The sequence below is a fragment of the Pseudomonas sp. FSL R10-2189 genome (assembly GCF_009600325.1).
Lineage (GTDB): Bacteria > Pseudomonadota > Gammaproteobacteria > Pseudomonadales > Pseudomonadaceae > Aquipseudomonas > Aquipseudomonas helleri.
Genome location: NZ_WIVZ01000001.1, coordinates 219,614 through 239,482, shown reverse-complemented (window position 1 = coordinate 239,482; position 19,869 = coordinate 219,614). Strand labels below are relative to the sequence as shown.

15 protein-coding genes and 1 pseudogene are annotated in these 19,869 nt (G+C 59.2%); 8 read left to right on the top strand and 8 right to left on the bottom strand.

Annotation, left to right across the window (positions count from 1 at the left end; all coding sequences use genetic code 11):
• Nucleotides 1–43: 43 nt before the first annotated feature.
• The 6 genes and pseudogenes from uxuA to GHO32_RS01065 all read right to left on the bottom strand — a co-directional run bounded on the left by uxuA (nt 44) and on the right by GHO32_RS01065 (nt 7,412).
• Nucleotides 44–1,219 (bottom strand): annotated as a pseudogene (uxuA, locus tag GHO32_RS01090) (mannonate dehydratase).
• Nucleotides 1,220–1,259: 40 nt separating this feature from the next.
• Nucleotides 1,260–2,705 carry a mannitol dehydrogenase family protein gene (locus tag GHO32_RS01085; protein ID WP_153336572.1) on the bottom strand — a complete coding sequence of 482 codons (1,446 nt, stop codon included), beginning with the start codon at nt 2,703–2,705 and terminating at the stop codon, nt 1,260–1,262.
• A gap of 18 nt (nt 2,706–2,723) precedes the next feature.
• Nucleotides 2,724–4,016: an MFS transporter gene (locus GHO32_RS01080; RefSeq protein WP_153336573.1), complete on the bottom strand. Its 1,293-nt coding sequence runs from the start codon at nt 4,014–4,016 to the stop codon at nt 2,724–2,726.
• Nucleotides 4,017–4,084: 68 nt separating this feature from the next.
• Nucleotides 4,085–5,116: a Zn-dependent oxidoreductase gene (locus tag GHO32_RS01075; RefSeq protein WP_153336574.1), complete on the bottom strand. Its 1,032-nt coding sequence runs from the start codon at nt 5,114–5,116 to the stop codon at nt 4,085–4,087.
• A 78-nt stretch (nt 5,117–5,194) separates the two neighbouring features.
• A complete protein-coding gene (gene manD / locus GHO32_RS01070; RefSeq protein WP_153336575.1) occupies nt 5,195–6,406 on the bottom strand; it encodes a D-mannonate dehydratase ManD in 1,212 nt (403 codons plus the stop codon).
• A gap of 4 nt (nt 6,407–6,410) precedes the next feature.
• The gene (locus GHO32_RS01065) at nt 6,411–7,412 is read right to left on the bottom strand and encodes a sugar kinase (RefSeq protein ID WP_153337862.1); all 1,002 of its coding nucleotides are present in this window, start codon (nt 7,410–7,412) and stop codon (nt 6,411–6,413) included.
• A 201-nt stretch (nt 7,413–7,613) separates the two neighbouring features.
• Between GHO32_RS01065 and kdgR the strand changes: the two genes are divergently transcribed.
• The 8 genes from kdgR (at nt 7,614) to GHO32_RS01025 (ending at nt 18,434) form a co-directional block, all read left to right on the top strand.
• Nucleotides 7,614–8,393 carry a DNA-binding transcriptional regulator KdgR gene (kdgR, locus tag GHO32_RS01060; protein WP_048367132.1) on the top strand — a complete coding sequence of 260 codons (780 nt, stop codon included), beginning with the start codon at nt 7,614–7,616 and terminating at the stop codon, nt 8,391–8,393.
• 332 nt (nt 8,394–8,725) lie between these two features.
• Nucleotides 8,726–10,822, top strand: a complete 2,097-nt coding sequence (locus tag GHO32_RS01055; RefSeq protein WP_153335721.1) for an FAD-dependent oxidoreductase — start codon at nt 8,726–8,728, stop codon at nt 10,820–10,822.
• Nucleotides 10,823–11,031: 209 nt separating this feature from the next.
• Nucleotides 11,032–12,015 carry an amino acid ABC transporter substrate-binding protein gene (locus GHO32_RS01050; RefSeq protein WP_256665417.1) on the top strand — a complete coding sequence of 328 codons (984 nt, stop codon included), beginning with the start codon at nt 11,032–11,034 and terminating at the stop codon, nt 12,013–12,015.
• A gap of 70 nt (nt 12,016–12,085) precedes the next feature.
• A complete protein-coding gene (locus GHO32_RS01045) occupies nt 12,086–13,267 on the top strand; it encodes an amino acid ABC transporter permease (RefSeq protein ID WP_153335723.1) in 1,182 nt (393 codons plus the stop codon).
• A gap of 10 nt (nt 13,268–13,277) precedes the next feature.
• Nucleotides 13,278–14,375, top strand: a complete 1,098-nt coding sequence (locus GHO32_RS01040; protein ID WP_153335724.1) for an amino acid ABC transporter permease — start codon at nt 13,278–13,280, stop codon at nt 14,373–14,375.
• A 10-nt stretch (nt 14,376–14,385) separates the two neighbouring features.
• Nucleotides 14,386–15,150, top strand: coding sequence for an amino acid ABC transporter ATP-binding protein (locus GHO32_RS01035; RefSeq protein ID WP_153335725.1), 765 nt, complete (start codon nt 14,386–14,388; stop codon nt 15,148–15,150).
• 350 nt (nt 15,151–15,500) lie between these two features.
• Nucleotides 15,501–17,438: an autotransporter domain-containing protein gene (locus GHO32_RS01030; protein ID WP_368668311.1), complete on the top strand. Its 1,938-nt coding sequence runs from the start codon at nt 15,501–15,503 to the stop codon at nt 17,436–17,438.
• A 195-nt stretch (nt 17,439–17,633) separates the two neighbouring features.
• A complete protein-coding gene (locus GHO32_RS01025) occupies nt 17,634–18,434 on the top strand; it encodes a hypothetical protein (RefSeq protein ID WP_153335726.1) in 801 nt (266 codons plus the stop codon).
• Nucleotides 18,435–18,509: 75 nt separating this feature from the next.
• Here GHO32_RS01025 and GHO32_RS01020 read toward each other — a convergent pair whose 3' ends face one another.
• Nucleotides 18,510–19,163, bottom strand: a complete 654-nt coding sequence (locus GHO32_RS01020; protein ID WP_153335727.1) for a DUF2931 family protein — start codon at nt 19,161–19,163, stop codon at nt 18,510–18,512.
• Between the two features lie 30 nt (nt 19,164–19,193).
• Nucleotides 19,194–19,850: a DUF2931 family protein gene (locus tag GHO32_RS01015; RefSeq protein WP_153335728.1), complete on the bottom strand. Its 657-nt coding sequence runs from the start codon at nt 19,848–19,850 to the stop codon at nt 19,194–19,196.
• Nucleotides 19,851–19,869 lie beyond the last annotated feature (19 nt).

The following is a 19,869-nucleotide window of genomic DNA, read 5'->3' as shown; positions in this document are numbered from 1 at the left end:
CTCCCACAGAGTGAACTGTATTGTGTGTAGGAGCAGGGTTATGTCAGCTCAGTTGTTGACGCATCGCCAGTTCAACACCGCGTATTTCCGCCAGCCCTTTGAGGCGGCCGATCAAGGAGTAACCGGGGTTGCTCTTGCGGTGCTGGTCGTCCAGTAGCTGGTGGCCGTGGTCCGGGCGCAGTGGCAAGCGCGGGCCGCCGTCGCGCTCGCGGCGCAGTTCTTCTTCGACCAGCGCACCGATCACGCCAACCATGTCGACATCGCCACCCAGGTGGTGGGCTTCGTGGAAGCTGCGCGGGTCGGCCTCGCGGCGGGTTGAGCGCAGGTGGGTGAAGTAAATGAACGGCGCAAATTGCTTGGCCATGGCCACCAGGTCGTTGTCTTCGCGCACACCATAAGAGCCGGTGCAGAAGGTCAACCCATTGGCCGGGCTTGGCGCTGCGTCGAGCAACCATTGCGCGTCCTGGGCCGTCGAGAGAATGCGCGGCAAGCCGAGCAGCGCCCGCGGTGGATCGTCCGGGTGGATGGCCATGCGCACGCCCACTTCTTCAGCCACCGGGATCACTTCACGCAAAAAGTGCCCCAAGTGCTCGCGCAGTTTGGCTTCATCGATGTCGTCATAGGTGCGCAGCAACGCCCGAAAGCTGTCCAGCGTGTAGTGTTCTTCTGCCCCCGGTAACCCGGCGATCAAGGTGTTGACCAAGGCTTCGCTGCGCGCCGGTGTCAGCGCGTCGAAGTAGGCTTTGGCCTGTTGAATATCGTCGGCGCTGTACTCGGCCTGCGCGCCCGGACGCTGAAGAATGAACAGGTCGAAAGCGGCAAAGGCGGTTTGATCAAAACGCAGCGCTCAACCACCGTCTTCCAGTTCCCAGGCCAGGTCGGTGCGGGTCCAGTCCAATACCGGCATAAAGTTGTAGCAGACGATATCGATGCCGCAGGCCGCCAGGTTACGCACGCTTTGCTGGTAGTTGGCGATGTATTCGTCACGGCGCCCGCAACCGCGCTTGATGTCTTCGTGCACCGGAATACTCTCGACCACCGACCAGGTCAAACCGGCGGCTTCGATCATTTTTTTACGCGCTGCAATGGCTTCCACCGGCCACACTTGGCCGTTAGGAATTTCATGCAGGGCGGTGACAATGCCGGTCGCTCCGGTCTGTCGCACATCGGCCAGTGAGATAGGGTCTTTGGGGCCGAACCAACGCCACGTCTGTTCCATGTGTGTCTCCCTTGTTATTCGTTGTGTGCTGCAAAGGTTTTTAAATGGTTAGGCATACCGCTGTGTTGCAGGGCGCTGTAAGGGCGCTGTAAGCCCGCTGCACGGCCTCGCGAAAAGCGCCCCGCGAAGACAGCTCGACCGGGAAGACTTGCTCCAGATCGAGAAAAGCATCGACCCGCGCCGAGCCGTCAAAACGCCCGCCCAGATCGGCGAACGTGGCGCTCAACGGGTCGTCGATAATGTGCATCACGCTGCCCGCCACAGGCTGCGTGCAGTAGTAAATCCAGGCCGCCACGCCGAGGGCGATGCAGTCGATGGGCTGCCCCGCCTCGAGCAACTGCCGGGCGCCTTGCAACCAGCGCTGCGGCAGTTTTTGCGAACCGTCCATGGCGATCTGCCGCAGGCGATGTTGCAGGCTGTCGTTGGCAAACCGTGCGCACAGATCGCGGGCATAACCCGACACATCAATGCCGGCAGGCAGGTTCAGGGTCGGCGCCGCTTCTTCATTCATGTAGCGGCGGATAAAGCGCAGCAGATCCGGGTCACTGATGGCCTCGAACACCGATTCATGCCCTGCCAGCAGCCCGATGTAAGCCATCAACGAATGGCTGCCGTTGAGCATGCGCAGCTTCATGGTTTCGAAAGGCCGTACATCGGCCACCATCTGCACGCCCTCCACTTCCCAGTCCGGGCGCCCCTGGGGGAAGTGGTCCTCGATCACCCACTGGCTGAAGCGTTCACACACCACCGCCGCCGGGTCATGGCAATCAAGCTCTTGCACAAGCCGGGTGAAGGCCTGGGCGTCCATGGCGGGCACGATGCGATCGACCATGCAACCCGGAAACGCCACCTGCTGTTCAATCCACTGCGCCAGCTCGCGGTTGTGTGCCGCCGCCAGACCGCTCACGGCCTGGCGGGTGCGCTGGCCGTTGTCGGGCATGTTGTCGCAACACAACACGGTGAAGGCCGGGATGCCTGCTTCGTACCGTCGGCGCAGGGCTTCGAGCACAATCCCCGGCGCAGTGCGCGGCGTTTGCGGGTGTTCAAGGTCGTGAATGACCGCCGGGGCTTGCAGCTGCAACTGCCCGCTGGCCGGGCTCAGGTAATAGCCTTTTTCGGTCACTGTGAGCGTGACGATTCGGGTGTTCGGGTCGGCCATGCGCTGCAATAGTTGCTCCAGCTCTTGCCCGCCATCCCCGACAAACAGCGCCTCACGCACCACCGTGATGTCGCGCAAGGTCACCTGTTCGCGGTCCTGGTACTCCGCCACCGCATAGCGGTTGTGCTGCTCGCGCAATTGCTCGACCAGCGCCCGGTTGGAGCGCAGGTTGGCACTGCACACGCCCCAGGCGCTGTGACCGTGGCGATTGAGATGACGCTGCACATACACCGCCTGATGAGCGCGGTGAAACGCTCCCAGACCCAAATGCACAATCCCGACTTCGGCCTCGGCCGCGACCGAGGGCACACGCTGAACAACAGGCATCGCGACTCTCCTCAAAGCTCAGGGCTGCGACAGCGCCGGGCGCGGCACAACCGTGTCTGTTGGCGGCACAGCAACGTCGGTGACGGGCAGCGGTCTGACATAACGCGCCACACACACGGCTCCGATGATGGTCAGCAGCCCCGCCAGCAGGAAGGCACTGGTGAACGAGCCGGTGAACTGCACCAGAAAGCCGGTCAAGGTCGGGCCGATGATGCCCGAGGTGTTGGCCAGAAAATGCATGAAACCACTGACTCCACCCACCCGTGCGGCGGGCACGGTGTCCTGGATGATCGCCCAGTAAATGGCGCCGGTGAGGTACAGAAAGAACACCGCCAAGGCAACCAGCGCGACCGCCGGGTACAGGGTTTTGACGATACCGGCGAAACCGATGCACACCGCACAGGCCAGCAAGCACGTGACCAGCACCACTTTGCGCGAGAACATCATGCGCCCGGTTTTTTTGAACACGAAGTCGGAGATAAACCCGCCCAGCGCCAGCCCGAGGAAACCCAGCACCCAGGGAATGACCGTGGCGATGCTCATCTCTTTAACGTTGAGGCCGTGAGCCATCGTCAGGTAGCTGGGGAACCAGGTCAGGAAGAAAAACAGCGTGTAGTTGTACGAGAAGAACGCCAGAGAGGTAAACAGCACCGTCGGTTGCTTGAGGTAGTAACGCAGCGGATGCACCGGCAGCGCCGCCATGTCGCTCTGGCCTTCACCTTCGGCAATCTCTTGCGCAACCTTGCCGGTAGGTTTGTCCTTGACGAACTTGTACCAGACCGCCGCCCACACCAGGCCGATCAACATAATGATGATGAAAGAGACCTTCCAGCCGTAGCTGATGGCAATGAAGCCCACCACGGGCCCGGAAATCGCGCCCCCCAACGGGGTGCCCGACATGGAGGAGCCCAACGCCCGCGCCCGTTGTTTAGGCGTGTACCAGTTGTTGACCATTTTGCTGGTGGTCACGCTCAGCGGGCCTTCACCCATGCCGAACAGAATGCGGATAAACACCAGCGACATGAAGCCGACCGTGAGCACAGTCAAGCCACTGAACAGCGACCACAACACCATCGCCAGCAGCAGCGTGGTTTTGGCGCCATAACGGTCGGCCGCCCAGCCGCCGATAAAGTTGAAAGCGGCATAGCCGACAAAAAAACTACTGAAAATCATGCCCATCTCACCCGTAGTCAGACCGTAGTCTTTTTGGATGAAAGGGGCTGCCACGGACAATGCCGAGCGATCCAGGTAGTTAATGACGCCTGCCAGGAACAGCATGATGATGATTAACGTACGACCTTGACCAAACATTGGAACCTCCCGCTTTTTATGTTTATTCGGTGAGGGTGCCCAGCAGCGGGCACATGGAGCTGAGGTGTTCAGGAATGAGCGGTGTTGAGCTGCACCAGCACTTTGCGGGTTTGCTCGGGGTGGTTTTCGATCAGGGCGATCGCCTCGGGCATGTCATCAAAGCCGATGCGGTGGCTGATCATTTCCTGAACCTGCAATTTGCCGCTGGCGATCAGTTCGATCACCCGTGGGAACTTGCGGTTGTTGAGGCGCGAACCCACCAGTGTGAGTTCCTTTTTGATCATCTCCAACTGCACCAGGTCGGTGGGCGTGGCGTTGAACCCCAGCAGGCCAATCCGCCCCGCCGGCGAGGCCAGGCGCACCATTTGCGGCATCAATGCCGGGATACAGGCGGCATCGACAATCAGCGGCACGCCCTGGCCCTCGGTCAGTTCACGCATGGTCGCTTCAACGTCGACGTCCTTGCCATTAAGGGTTCGGTTAGCACCCAGCGCGCGCGCGGTTTCAAGGCGCTCGTCAATCACGTCGGTCACCGTAATGTCGGTCAACCCCAATGCGCGGGCCATTTGCACCAGGGTCAGGCCGATCACGCCGGCGCCGTAAATCAGCAGGCTGTCGCCGGGGTGCGGCTGCATGCGATCCAGTACGTTGAGGGCGATGGAGTACGGTTCGACCAGGGCGGCGTGGCTGAGGGACATCGAGTCTGGCAGGCGATGGACATTGCTCGCCGGCACGCTGACTTGCTCGCTGAAACCGCCGTCGCGGTGCACGCCGATCACTTGCAACTGGGTGCACACGTTGGGCCGGTTGATGCGGCACGGGTAGCAGGTGCCGCAACTGATCACCGGGTCGATGCACACGCGATCACCGACCTTGATGTGCTCTACGCCTTCGCCCACTTCGCGCACCACGCCCGAAAACTCATGGCCGGTGACGCGGGGGAACCGCACAAAGGCATTCTGCCCGTGAATGATGTGCAGATCCGAACCGCAGATACCGGCGTAGGCCACATCGACCTTCACTTCATTACGGGCGACCTGCGGGACTTCAACCTGAGCCAGGCCGAACTCAAAAGGTGCTCTCACTTGAAACGCTTTCATCGGATAACTCCTGCCAAGGCATGACGCCCAATTTTTTATAGTTATTAAACAGTCGCGCAAAAAGCTTTAAACGGTGTGTTACCAGTGCCAGAGCGTGCCGTCTTCGAGGCGGTTGACCGGCAGGCTGGCGCGTTTGTAGGGGTATTGAGCGGCCAGTGTTTCGTCGATATCCACGCCATGGCCCGGGGTGTCGCCGGGGGTGAAATGGCCGTCTTCAAAGCGGTAGGCGTGAGGGAACACGGCCTCGGTCAACGGGTCGTGGGGCATGTGTTCCTGGATGCCGAAGTTGGGCACCCACGTGTCAAAGTGCAGCGCCGCGCCCATGGTCACTGGCGAAAGGTCAGTGGCGCCGTGGAACCCGGTGCGCACCTGGTACAGCGCGGCAAAATCCGCGATCCGCCGCACATGGCTGATGCCGCCTGCATGCACCAGCGTGGCTCGGATATAGTCGATCAACTGCTCTTGAATCAGCTCGCGGCAGTCGTGAATCGAGTTGAACACCTCGCCCACCGCCAACGGCGTGGTGGTGTGCTGACGGATCAGGCGGAAGGCCTCCTGGTTCTCGGCGGGTGTGCAGTCTTCAAGCCAGAACAGGTTGAACGGCTCGACAGCCTTGCCCAGACGCCCGGCTTCAATGGGCGTCAGCCGGTGATGGACGTCATGCAAAATGTGCAGGTCATCGCCAAAACGCTCGCGCACGGCGGCGAACAGCTTGGGCACATGGTTGAGGTACTTGGCGGTGTCCCACACATGCTCGGCGGGCAGGTCGCTGTCAGCCGGTTCATAGCGTTCGCCGCTGCGCTTGGCCACGCCATACGTGGTGGCAATGCCCGGGATCCCGCACTGCACGCGCACGGCTTTGTAACCCAGCTCAACATGGCGGGCGACTTCCTCCAGGCAACCGTCGATGTCCTTGCCCGTGGCATGCCCGTACACCATGACCCGCTCGCGGCTCTTGCCACCCAGCAACTGGTACAACGGCATGTTGGCGGCCTTGGCCTTGATGTCCCACAACGCCACGTCGACGGCGGCAATCGCGGTCATGGTCACCGGGCCACGGCGCCAGTAGGCCCCGCGATACAGGTACTGCCAGATGTCTTCGATACGCTGCGCATCGCGGCCGATCAAGGCGGGCAAAACGTGCTCTTCAAGGTAAGCCACCACGGCCATTTCGCGGCCATTCAAGGTGGCGTCGCCGATGCCATACAGGCCGGAGTCGGTGACAATTTTCAGGGTGATCAGGTTGCGCCCAGGGCAAGTGACGATCACCCGCGCTTCAACAATTTTCATACGCTCAAGCCTCAGCCACAGAAGACAATGCGGGCATGCTCAGTGTCGGCATGGCCGCGCGCGGGATCAGCGCCCCGGGGTGTTGCACCACTTGCGCGGCCAGCCGATGGCCCCAGCGCGCCGCCAGTGCGGGTTCGCCGCCTTGCAAACGGCAAGCAAGGTACGCCGCGCTAAACGAGTCGCCCGCCGCGGTGGTGTCGACGATGTGCTGTACGTGTTCGGCGGGCACTTCAACGTGCCCCGCCGCGCACTGAATCAAACACGAGGCCGCGCCACGTTTAAGCGCGACTTCGCCTACGCCGAAGGCTTTATAAGCGCGAAACAGTTCTGTGTGATCGGCATAACCGAACAGCGCGGCGTCGTCTTCCCAGGTGATCAGGGCCAGGTCGGTCAGGCGCAGCATGTCGCTGTAGGCCTGGCGTGCGGCGTGCACGTCGGGCCATAAATGGGGGCGGTAATTGTTGTCGAAGACGATGCGCGTACCGGCCGCTCGGGCCAGGCTCAGGGCTTGCATCAAGCGTTCGCGGCCACCGGCCGTGAGGATTGCCAGGCTGATGCCGCTGACATACACATAGTCATAATCGGCCAACGCACTGAGCAAGGCATCGGCTTGCGGCCCGTCGAACACCCGGCGGGCGGCGGCTTCGCCACGCCAGTAGGCAAAACGGCGTTCGCCCTGGTCGTCGGTCTGGATAAAGTACAGCCCCGGCAGTGCATCGGGAATCACCCGAACATGCTGGTCACCCACGCCTTCGTCGCGCCACATCTGGCGCATGGCAACGCTGAAAGCGTCGGCACCGACAGCGGTTATGTAGTCGACACCCATCGCGCTGCCTTGGCTGACACGGGCCAGATAGACCGCTGCATTCAGCGTGTCGCCGCCAAATGTCTGGCTGAACGTCGCGCCCGGCTCACCGCGCATCTCAATCATGCACTCGCCAATCAACGCCACCTTGAGGGGGCGGGATCGTTCGGCCTGTGGGCAATGCCCGAGCATTACTGTCATCACTGCGCGCCTTGTGTTTTGCGTCAACGCAGACCCGTAAGGGAGGGTCTTGTGCAGCGCTATTATTGTTTTCGAAACGGCGTTTCATTTTTTAGCTTGTGGCCGATTCTAATCCTAATTCCTACACCGTCAAGCAAAATGGAACAGCGTTTCGATTCGCCAGGGTATATCCTTGTTTTTTTTAATTGTGTTGGAGCCTCCATGGACAACAGCACCACCCAGAACAATGAACTGGTGTCGGCCGTAGGCCGGACCATGGCTGTGCTTGAAACCCTGGCCGAGCACCCTGAAGAAAGCGGCGTGTCAGAAATCGCGCAAAAGCTGGACATGTCAAAAAGCACGGTTTACCGCTTTTTGCAGTCGCTCAAAGCCCGCGGCTATGTGGTCCAGGATGCCGAAGACCGCTACCGCCTCAGCGTTCGCCTGTTCGAACTGGGCGCCCAGGCCCTGCCCCACCTGGACATCGTGCGCGAAGCCGAACCGGGCATGCGGCGCATCAATGAGCTGACCGGCGAGACCGTGCACCTGGGCATCCTCGATGAAGGCAGCATCGTTTACGTGCACAAGATCGACTCCAAGTACAACCTGCGCATGTACTCGCGCATCGGCCGCCGTGCCCCGCTGTACTGCACCGGGATCGGCAAAGTGTTGATGGCCTGGCTGGAAGAAGACGAGTTGCTCGCGCACCTGCGCGAAGAAAGTTTTGAACGTCGAACCGCCAACACCCTCACCAGCATTGATGAGTACCTGCACGAACTGGCGTTGGTGCGCGAGCAAGGCTATGGCGAAGACCATGAGGAATTCGAAGACAACATGCGCTGCCTGGCGGCGCCGATCAGAGACCGCTTTGGTCATGTGATCGGTGGCATGAGCGTGTCCTTTCCGTGCTTTCGCTTTCGCGAAGAACTGAAACAGGACTACGTCAAACAACTGATGGAAGCCTCGCAACAAATCTCCAGCCAACTGGGCTGGCGCCCTTAGAGGTGTTGTGGGTGTCGCAGGCGGCACCCACATCAAGTAATCCTGAAATTTAGGAAGCGTCCTACAGACCTTGATGCTAGTTACTGCTAGTTTTGCCGAGGTAATTAGGTGAAGCATCTTAAATCACACGGGACTTAAACATGACCACGTTCAAGATATTGTTATTGGCCCAACTTTCCTTGAACTTTGGTCATATCTCTCTCGAAGTCCCTTGACGTTAACCCCTATATCAACACCCCTCATAAAAAGCCCACGTCTGCAGTTGCAATGCCAACTTTATTAAGTGCCTCTGCGTGAGGCATTAACAGGTCAGAAGTGTTGGAGATAACGCCATGAGGCTCTCTTGCGTTCCGCCAGTTGCTGCATCACTGATTGCCACTACCGAAAACATATTACATATCGCACCCGTGTCCAGTGGCTGGAAAGCCGATGCACCCAGCAATGTGATCTTTCTGCCCCCGACCTTAACCAAACAAACACTGCTGATACAGATCGCACTGCTGCGCCCGTCAACCCTCGTTGTCGGGGATCAAAGCATTGATGCCGAGGTGATTGATCAATGGCGCACTTGCCACCCATTCGGCGATCTTGTGCTAATTCGCAGAGGGTCGAGCCTGGATAAAGTGCGGCTGGACCTGTGCGCCCCCAACCATGTTCGGGTGATCAATACGCCGGGGGTCAACGCGCCGCACGTCGCGGCCTATATCGCCCACTGGCTGACACTGGCCGATGGCGGCACAGCACAGGCTGTTTGCGTGCTGGGCTACGGCAATGTCGGCAAAGCCCTGGTTAACCTGTTGCTTGAGCAAAGTCCGGACATCCGGGTCACGGTGTTAGTGCGCCCCGGCCAAACGCCAGCGCCAATCAGCCGGGTCTCATTTGTCGCTGACTGGCTTGAAGCACTGCAAGGGGCGCACGCCGTTGCGATCTGTTTGTCGCTGAATGAGGACTCCACCCAGCGCATTGACCGGGCCCTCATTGAGAGCTTGCACCCCCAAGCCCGTGTGGTCTGTGTCGCCAAACCGGAGGTGTTCAGCGATGCGGCGTTGCAGGCTCTGGCACAAGCGCAAGGCATCCAGTTAATCGTGGACTACGGGCCCGCAACACTGGACGCCTTTCGTCTGCGCACCCTGGCGCTCGGTTGTAGTACCTCAACGTGGTGCAAGCCGGCGACGCTGACGACGCAGGCGGCAACCTCTGAAGCCTGCCATCGCGACCTTGACTACGCCGTCTGCGTGCAACTGAGCCTCACCGCCTTGCGCGGCCTTGTCAGGCGTCAATGTGCCCGCTCATTGATGATTCCGACCAAGCCGGTACAGGCCGGAGCGCCCAGCGTGTCGATCATTGGCAGGGGGATCAATGGCCTGCTCCAGGCGGTGATGTGCCGCCTGGCGAATTATCAGGTCACGGTCTACGGCGGGGATCAGGAGAGCGATGGCGCCAGTCACAAGAACGTCAATATGCGCCATATGTCTGCAACGGAGACGGCGGCAAAGCCGCTGCATAACGACTACCTGCTCCCCGCTAATCAACACTTGGCGATTGCGTGCAACCGCGCAGGCATCGAGCTGTTTGAAAAGCTCCTGGCTGACAACCCGTCACTGCGCCCCTTCGCCAAGGCGGGGATTGTGCGCGCCTATCGGGAAGGTGACGAAGGCGTAGACGCGGCAATTGGCGAACAACGCGCGATTGAACGCTCACCCTGGCCAAGTGGCAGGCCGGGCGGTGACCTTGTTGAGATCAGCCAGCAGCAATTTGAGGCCAGGTATGCAATCCCCGGGATCAGCCGCGCCATTGAGGTGTCGGGCTACGACCTGGCGTTTGTCGAGGTGATGGCCGAGCTGGTGATGCTTTTGCAGCGCGCCGGGGTTCAGTTCCGGCCTCAGCGTCTGAGCCGGGGGCAGATTACCGAACTGAGCAGAGAGCACTTCGTCATCACCGCCATGGGCGTTGAGCAACCAGACGTCTTACCGATCACCGGCTGGTTTTTCAAATTGATCGCTGTCGGCAACGAAGGCGCCGACCTGCGCGGGGTCAAGTTGCATTACGCGTTGCCAATCGGCGTCATGAATTGCCGCCTGGACGCAGGCCACATTCTGGTCTCCGGCGGCCAGGTGCCACCCGATGCAAGCCCGGCGGATAAACAACAGATACTCGCCGCCTGCCTGGCCGCTGTTGCCCGGCACTTCCCAAACACCTATGCCAAGGCGATTGAAAGTGACAACTTACAGATCATTGAATGTGCCCGGCCCGGTACTCAAGATGGGCTGTCGATTGTGCATTGGTGTGCATTTAATCGTGTTGCCGCCGGAGCAACTTATGCCGGTGGAACAACACAGGGTTTAGTGTGGGCCTCCTTGGTTCAAGAACTTATTCAAGCAAGGTCATCGACACTCTCTGGCATTACTGTGAATAAAAAACACTATTAAAGGCGGTTTATAAAACGCGCTCTTGTCAGCGCATTTAAGCCTTTATCGACTTAGTGCCGCACATTTAATGAGGCTGGCACCTGCTTCGCTCAATATTTATCTGAACGCGAAGACACTCAAGCAACTGATAACAACAATGAAACATCACTTGAGGCATTGGAATGAATAGATTGAAACTTGCTGGGCTCACACTCGCCGCCACGTCCCTGATGGGTCTTGCCAATGGGGCCTCGGCGGGCGCCACGCTGGACGCCATCCAGAAGAAAGGGTTTATCCAATGCGGTGTCTCCGATGGTTTGCCGGGCTTCTCGGTACCGGATGCCCACGGCAAGATTTTGGGCATTGACGCTGACGTCTGCCGCGCGGTGGCGGCCGCCGTGTTTGGTGACGCCAGCAAGGTCAAATTCAGCCAGTTGAATGCCAAGGAGCGTTTCACTGCCCTGCAATCGGGCGAAATCGACATCTTGTCGCGCAACACCACCATGACCAGCTCCCGCGATGCAGGAATGGGCATGAAATTCCCCGGATTTATCGCCTATTACGACGGCGTTGGTTTTTTGGTCAACACAAAGCTCGGCGTAAAAAGTGCCAAGGAACTGGACGGTGCAACCCTGTGCATCCTCGCCGGGACCACCACCGAGTTGAACGTTTCGGACTACTTCCGCGCCAATAAGCTGAAGTACAGCCCGATCACCTTCGACACCTCCGATGAAAGCGCCAAGTCGCTGGAGTCCGGCCGCTGTGACGTACTGAGTTCCGACAAGTCCCAACTCTATGCACAGCGCAGCAAACTGGCCCACCCGGAGGAGTATGTCGTCCTGCCAGAAACCATTTCCAAAGAGCCCTTGGGCCCAATCGTGCGCAACGGTGACGACGACTGGCTGGCCATCGTGCGCTGGGTGGGCTACGCCATGCTCAACGCTGAGGAAGCGGGCATTACGTCGAAGAACGTGGAAGCTCAAGCCAAAACCAGCAAGAACCCCGACGTAGCCCGCCTGCTGGGTGCCGACGGCGAATACGGCAAAGACCTCAAGCTGCGCAAGGACTGGGTGGTGCAGATCGTCAAGCAGGTCGGCAACTACGGCGAAGTCTTTGAGAGAAACCTGGGCAAAGGCAGCCCTCAGCAAATCGACCGTGGGCTGAACGCACTGTGGAACAACGGCGGCATTCAATACGCACCGCCTGTGCGCTGATTGCTATGCGTGTTGTCGCCCGGCGGTTGATCGCCGGGCGATGTTCTGTTGCTTTTTTCCGGGGCATTCCATGCAAAACCTAATCGACGCACCCAAGCAGAAGCTGCGCTTCAGCGATCCCAAAGTGCGTGAGTGGCTGTTTCAGATCATTACGATTGTGGCGGTCGTTTCACTGGGCTGGTACCTGTTCAATAACACCCAGACCAACCTGCAACACCGAGGGATCACCTCGGGTTTCGAGTTTCTTGAGCGCAGTGCCGGTTTCGGTATCGCGCAGCATTTAATCGATTACAAAGAATCGGACAGCTATGCCAGAGTCTTTGTCATCGGCTTGCTCAACACCTTGCTGGTGACGGTGATTGGCGTGGTTCTGGCCACCCTCCTCGGCTTCATCATCGGCGTGGCGCGTTTGTCCCCCAACTGGATGATCAACAAGCTGGCGACGGTGTATGTGGAGGTGTTCCGTAACATTGCGCCGCTGCTGCAAATCCTGTTCTGGTACTTCGCCGTGTTCCTGAGCATGCCGGGGCCGCGCAATAGCCATCACTTCAATGACACCTTCTTTGTCAGCAGCCGTGGCCTGAACATGCCCGCGGCGCTGGCCGCTGACGGCTTTTGGCCCTTTGCATGCAGCGTGCTGCTTGCCCTCGTCGCTGTCGGGTTGATGGTGCGTTGGGCCAACCAACGCTTTGAAGCCACCGGCCAACTGTTTCATAAGTTCTGGGCCGGGCTGGGCATGCTGCTGGTGATTCCCGGGGCATGCGCGCTGATTTTTGGCGCGCCGCTGCAGTGGGAAATGCCCGAGCTCAAGGGTTTTAATTTTGTCGGTGGCTGGGTGCTGATCCCGGAACTGCTGGCGCTTACCCTGGCCCTGACGGTGTACACCGCAGCGTTTATCGCCGAGATCGTGCGCTCGGGCATCACCTCGGTCAGCCACGGCCAGACCGAAGCCGCACGCTCCCTGGGCCTGCGCCCCGGGCCGACGCTGCGCAAGGTGATCATCCCGCAATCCCTGCGGGTGATCATTCCGCCGCTGACCAGCCAATACCTCAACCTGGCAAAAAACTCGTCATTGGCGGCCGGGATCGGCTATCCGGAAATGGTCTCGTTGTTTGCCGGAACGGTGCTCAACCAGACCGGCCAGGCCATTGAAGTCATTGCGATCACCATGAGCGTGTACCTGGCGATCAGCATCAGCATTTCTTTGCTGATGAACGTTTACAACAAGCGCATTGCGCTGATCGAACGCTAAGGAGACGGCCATGGCGACTCATCATTTCAAACCCGACCTGCCGCCCCCGAACACAGTGTTCGGCCCCCTCGCATGGATGCGCACCCACTTGTTCAGCGGTGCTTTCAACACCCTGCTGACGTTGCTGGCGTTCTACTTGTTGTACCTGACAGTGCCGCCGCTGGTGCAGTGGGCCATCCTTGACGCGAACTGGACAGGCAGCACCCGCGCCGACTGCACCGGGTCAGGCGCCTGCTGGGTGTTCATTCAGCAGCGCTTCGGGCAGTTCATGTATGGCTACTACCCCGCTGACCTGCGCTGGCGCGTCGACCTGACCGTCTGGTTAGCCATCATCGGCGCAGCGCCGTTGTTTATCTCACGCTTTACGCACAAAGCCATTTACGGCCTGGGCTTTCTGGTGGTGTACCCGGTTCTGGCCTTCACCCTGCTGCATGGCGGCTATTGGGGCCTGACCAGCGTGTCGACCAGCCAGTGGGGCGGCCTGATGCTGACACTGGTGATCGCCACCGTCGGCATTGCAGGCGCGTTGCCTTTAGGCATCATGCTGGCATTGGGGCGCCGCTCGAACATGCCGGCGATCCGGGTGGTGTGCGTGACCTATATCGAGTTCTGGCGCGGCGTGCCATTGATCACGGTACTGTTTATGTCGTCGGTGATGCTGCCGCTGTTCCTGCCCGAAGGCATGAACTTCGACAAGCTGCTTAGGGCGCTGATCGGCGTGATTCTGTTCCAGTCAGCCTACGTGGCTGAAGTGGTGCGCGGCGGTCTGCAAGCCATCCCCAAAGGCCAGTACGAAGCAGCCGCGGCGATGGGCCTGGGTTACTGGCGCAGCATGGGCCTGGTGATTTTGCCGCAAGCCTTGAAGCTGGTGATTCCGGGCATCGTGAACACCTTTATTGCGCTGTTCAAGGACACCAGCCTGGTGATCATCATCGGTCTGTTTGACCTGCTCAACAGCGTCAAGCAAGCCGCCGCCGACCCTAAATGGCTGGGCATGGCCACCGAAGGCTATGTGTTTGCCGCCCTGGTGTTCTGGATGTTCTGTTTTGGCATGTCGCGCTACTCCATGCATTTGGAACGCAAGCTCGACACCGGTCATAAGCGTTAGGAGTTCTGCGATGAATGAAGCAATCAAACACCCTGTCAGCCCTGCCGGGATTATCCAGATGCAGGACGTCAACAAGTGGTACGCCCAGTTCCACGTGTTGAAAGACATCAGCCTGAACGTCAACCAGGGCGAGCGAATCGTGCTGTGCGGCCCGTCGGGTTCGGGTAAATCCACCACCATCCGCTGCCTTAACCGCCTTGAAGAGCACCAGCAAGGGCGCATCGTGGTCGATGGCGTGGAACTGACCAACGACCTCAAACAGATCGAAGCGATTCGCCGTGAAGTGGGCATGGTGTTCCAGCACTTCAACCTCTTCCCGCACCTGACCATTTTGCAAAACTGCACGCTGGCGCCGATGTGGGTGCGCAAGATGCCCAAGCGCCAGGCCGAAGAAATCGCCATGCATTATCTGGAGCGCGTGCGTATTCCGGAACAAGCCCACAAGTACCCCGGCCAGTTGTCTGGCGGTCAACAGCAGCGCGTGGCCATCGCCCGCGCCTTGTGCATGAAGCCCAAAATCATGCTGTTCGATGAGCCAACGTCAGCACTGGACCCGGAAATGGTCAAAGAGGTTCTGGACACCATGATCGGCCTGGCCGAAGACGGCATGACCATGCTCTGCGTCACCCATGAAATGGGCTTTGCCCGCACCGTGGCCGACCGGGTGATCTTCATGGACAAAGGTGAAATCGTCGAGCAGGCAGCGCCTGATGCCTTCTTCGATAACCCGCAAAATGAACGGACCCGGCTGTTCTTGAGCCAGATCTTGCATTGATTCCATAGGCTGCAGCCTGCTGTAGGAGCGAGCTTGCCTCGCGATCTTTTAAAGATCAAAAGATCGCGAGACAAGCTCGCTCCTACAAGGGCTCGGTCTATTTGACGTTTATAGGCTGACCAGCCGATAGCACAGTGCTACTTTTCGCATCACTGCCGCATAATCCTGCCCGATTTTGAGTCACGCCCTGATCGGGATGATCGTGTTCGGGCGCAAAAAAGTGCGCCCGTTTATACAGGAGCGACAAAGGCTTAATACAGTGCGCCAATCTGCCATACACGCCCAATAGAGGGCGCACATCCTGCAACAGGATAAATCGCTAAACCTCTAATAACTCCAAGGAAGACGTTGTGATCAAACCCCTCGCACTCGCTGTCAGCGTTGCCGGCGCCCTGCTGTCAACCCAAGGCCATGCCTATAACTACGGCGAACATGCCGCAACTACCCTCGATAAGCTGATTAACGAGTACCCTGGCCGCTACCGGGGCACGGCCAACTTTGCCGGTGCCGCCGACTGGATGCAAAGCCAGATGGGCGATGCGTACAGCATCAGCCGTCAGGATTTTTCCTGGGGGGCCGGTAACAGCCGCAGCTCGCAAAATGTGGTGGCCTACGCGGCGGGCACTAAACCGCAATACGTGGTGGTCGGTGCGCATTTCGACACGTACTTTGGCCGCCCGACCCTGCAAGGCCTGGATGACAACGGTTCTGGCGCCAGCGTGCTCACCGAAATCGCCCGTAACCTCAACGGCGTGCCGCTCGAATACGGCCTGCAAGTGATTGGCTTTGGTGCGGAAGAAGAAGGCCTGCAAGGCTCCAAAGCCTTCGTCAACAGCTTGAGCGCCAGCCAGCGCGAGAACATGCTGGCCATGATTAACCTCGACAGCCTGATTACCGGCGACATGATGTACGCCCACTCCGGCAAAAACAGCGTCAGCAATCCGGGCCTGGCCTCATTGCGTGAGCACGCGTTCAAGCTCGCCAAAGAACTCAACATCAACCTGTTCAGCAACCCTGGCCTCGATGCCGCTTACCCGGCTGGCACCGGTTGCTGCAGTGATGGCGAATCGTTTGAAAAGCTGAATATCCCGGTGCTCTACGTCGAGGCCACCAACTGGGAACTGGGGGATCTGGACGGTTACACCCAGACCGATAACCCGGCCATTCCTGGCGGTTCGACCTGGCATGACCCGAAGAAAGATAACGAAGCCGTGCTCACCAACGCCTTCGGCCAGGAACGCATCGACCAGCGCCTGCGCGACTATTCGCGACTGCTAAGCCGTCTGGTGCTGGAGTTGACCAACGCTGACTTGATGGCTTCCACCGCCTCGGGCGGCGCGGTCGCACGCGCTCAACAAGACAACCTGCAACGCCAGCATCAGGCCCAGGTCAATCTGCTGGATCGCCGCTGGTTGACGTTGCAAGCGGCCAGCCGCGACGTCGGCAGTTTTGATGGCGAAATCGGTATCGATGGCGAATATAGCGCAGACAGCGGCCCGTTCAACGAAGGTCGCCGTCTTGGCTTGCATGCGCTGGGCGACTACCAACTGACTTCCAGCCTGAGCGTAGGCGCCAGCCTGAGCTACCTGAACGGGCGCGACAAACTGGAACGCGGCGGCAAACTCGACAGCGAAAGCTGGCAGGCAGCGGTCTACGCCTTGCTCAACGATGGCGGCCCACTCTGGCTGGCCGGTGACTTGAGCGCTGGCACTACCCAGTTCGACAGCAAACGTAATCTGGTGATTCAGGCCAACGGCGGCCCTGTGCTGCTGAGCCAGAAACTGACCGGCAAGACGGACGCACTCAGCCTGGGTGCCCGCGTGATCGGCGGCTATGACTTTGATTTCGGCGCGCTCAAAAGCGGCCCGTTCGCAGGCCTGGATTACAGCCACTACCGCATCGACAAATTCCACGAAAAACAAGACCTGCGCACCGCCCTGAGCTACGAAGAGCAGAGCTTCGACTCTGTGCAAGCCAGCCTCGGTTGGCGTGCCCGTGGCACGTTCGACCTGCCGGCCGGTATGAGCCTGCAACCTTACGGCGACATCGCCTGGGTAAAGGAAATGGGCGACGGGCGTCTGGATGACATCCTCCTCACCAGCCGCGCCGACGGTCAGGCACGCGGCGCGCGCCTGGGCAGCGTCGACAAGAGCTATGGCCGTGCCCAGCTCGGCAGCCAACTCGCCATCACCCCGCAACTGGGCCTGTATGCCGAGATCAATGGCCGCCTGGGCAACGATGAAGGCAGCCAGACCGGCTACTCCATCGGCGCCCAATGGTTGTTCTGATCCATTGCGGTTAACCGGAGGCGCTCAGGCGCCTCCGGTTTGCAGGCCCGCGTTCGACCTCAAACGGCAATGACGCTACGCCCCAATAAATACGAATAGATCTCATGTGCATGAAGCGCCCTGACTGAGATAGACTGCGGCCCGCTAAACGTCGACAAACACTCGACCGGGCCTGTCTCTCGCACAAGGATCGTCATGTTCAAACGCGCATTCCCCTTCACGCTTGCTGGCCTGCTGCTGACGGGCTGCCAGTCCACTGCCACGGATACCCGCGCGACTACGCTCACTCCCACGCAGGAAAATGAACAGGCCCGGCAACGCGCACTGTACGAAGTGCTGATGACCAGGGTGCTGCGCCCTGCAGGCAATCTGGCCAATACCGAGGGCCGCACTGGCAGTTTTAATCTGAAAATCACCCTGGATGAACATAATCGGGTGATCGGTTGCGATACCCAGATCAACCGCAAATTCGACCCGAAACTCTACCCTTACAACGCAAAACTGGCCAAAGACCTGCTGCCAATCTGCTGGACGGCCGTACTCCCCGAATTGCCATCGTCATTAATCAACCCAAAGAAGCGCACGGCAACAGTGGTTGCGCCGATAGCGGTTGGCCCACTGACCGGGATGAGCGACGAGCAACGTCTCAAACGCGACGAGGCAGTGCTAGGCAAGGCGCAAGACGATTTTCTGTACCGGCAACTGTTCGCACCGCTGCCTGTCGACAGCATCGGTGTCGCAACCTTGATCGTCATGACCGACAACAGTGGCCATGTACAGGAATGCGCGGCCAGCCTTGCCCCTCATCTACTGCGCCGAGCCGAGTTCAAGCAGGACGATGTTTTACTCCGCGCCCTGATCGCCCGCTGCAAACAGACCGACATGAGCGCCATGCCGGGCTTCAAGGCCACGGATTTGACCAGCCTGGTGCACCGAATTGAATACACGTCCTGGAAGGCGGGCTTGAAAGCTGACACAAACCCTGTCGCGCACTAACACGCTAAAGCCATGGTCAGTGGCGCGTAGTGAGTCATCCGCTGCTGAACACCACAGTGTCGCCTCGGTGGCCCTTTACCAAGAGCCATAAGGCACCCCGTATTTTTCGATGTAGGCTTTTGACGTTTCGCCAAGCGGGAAATGATGGCCTTCGGACTTCCCGCCATAAGGTCCTTCTTTCACGACTTCGCCCTGAACCCTGGCCACTTCGATTGGGCTGACGCAAGGGCCAGTAATCCACACCTTGGCAATACCGCCGGGAGCCAGCCCTACGGTCACGCCTTTACGGTAACCGGTGATCCATTTGGTATCAAACTCACAAAAGGCTTTCTCCGGTTTGACCATGGCCTGCTGAATGGCCTCAGGGATCACGATATAAGCCTCGTAAGTTTGCGGCTCCACCAGTGATTGCCAGCGCACATAGATCAGGCGTGGTACAGCAGCCCCGTAAACATACTTGCCTGCGCCCCAACCGGGGTAGCTGGGCCAGCCACGAGGATTACCTTTGAGTTTTTTAGGCGTCTGAATAGCGGCTACTCCACTCATGGCTCGCCTGAATACACGGTCTCGCACATCCACCGCATCTGCGGTTTCGATCCACACTTCCATATAGTTGGGGGCGAACAGTCCAAGCCTCCAGCCATCATAGGGCAACCCGTTGTTGCCCTTGACACAGCCCACCATCAACCCAAATACACCGCACATCACTAGCAGCTTGAATTTACTCATTGGGATGCACCACCCGTGTGCGGCGGCCCTTTACCAAGAGCCATAAGGCACCCCGTATTTTTCGATGTAGGCTTTTGTTTCTGGCTCTAACGGCAAGGCATATTTGCCATTAGTCTGGCCGCCAGAAGGCCCTTCCTTAACGACTTCGCCCTGAACCCTCGCCACTTCGATTGGGCTGACGCAAGGGCCTGAAATCCACACTTTGGCAATACCGCTGGGTGCCAGTCCAACCGTCACACCTTTGCGATAATCAGTGATCCATTTGCCATCGAACTCGCAAAAGGCTTTCTCAGGCTTGACCATGGCCTGCTGAATGGCTGTGGGGATCACGATATAAGCCTCGTAGGTTTGTGGCTCTACCAATGATTGCCAGCGCACATAAATCAGGCGTGGTACAGCAGCCCCGTAAACATATTTACCTTTACCCCAACCGGGATAACTTGGCCAACCGCGAGGATTCCCTTTGAGGTTTTTAGGAGTCTGGATAGCGGCTACTCCGCTCATGGCTCGTTTGAATACACGGTCTCGCACATCCACCGCATCTGCGGTTTCGATCCACACTTCCATGTAGTTGGGAGCGAACAGTCCAAGCCGCCAGCCATCATAGGGCAACCCATTGCTGCCCTTGGCACAGCCCGCCATCAACCCAAGTACACCGCACACCCATAGCAGCTTGAATGTAGTCATTGGGATGCTCCGCACGTGT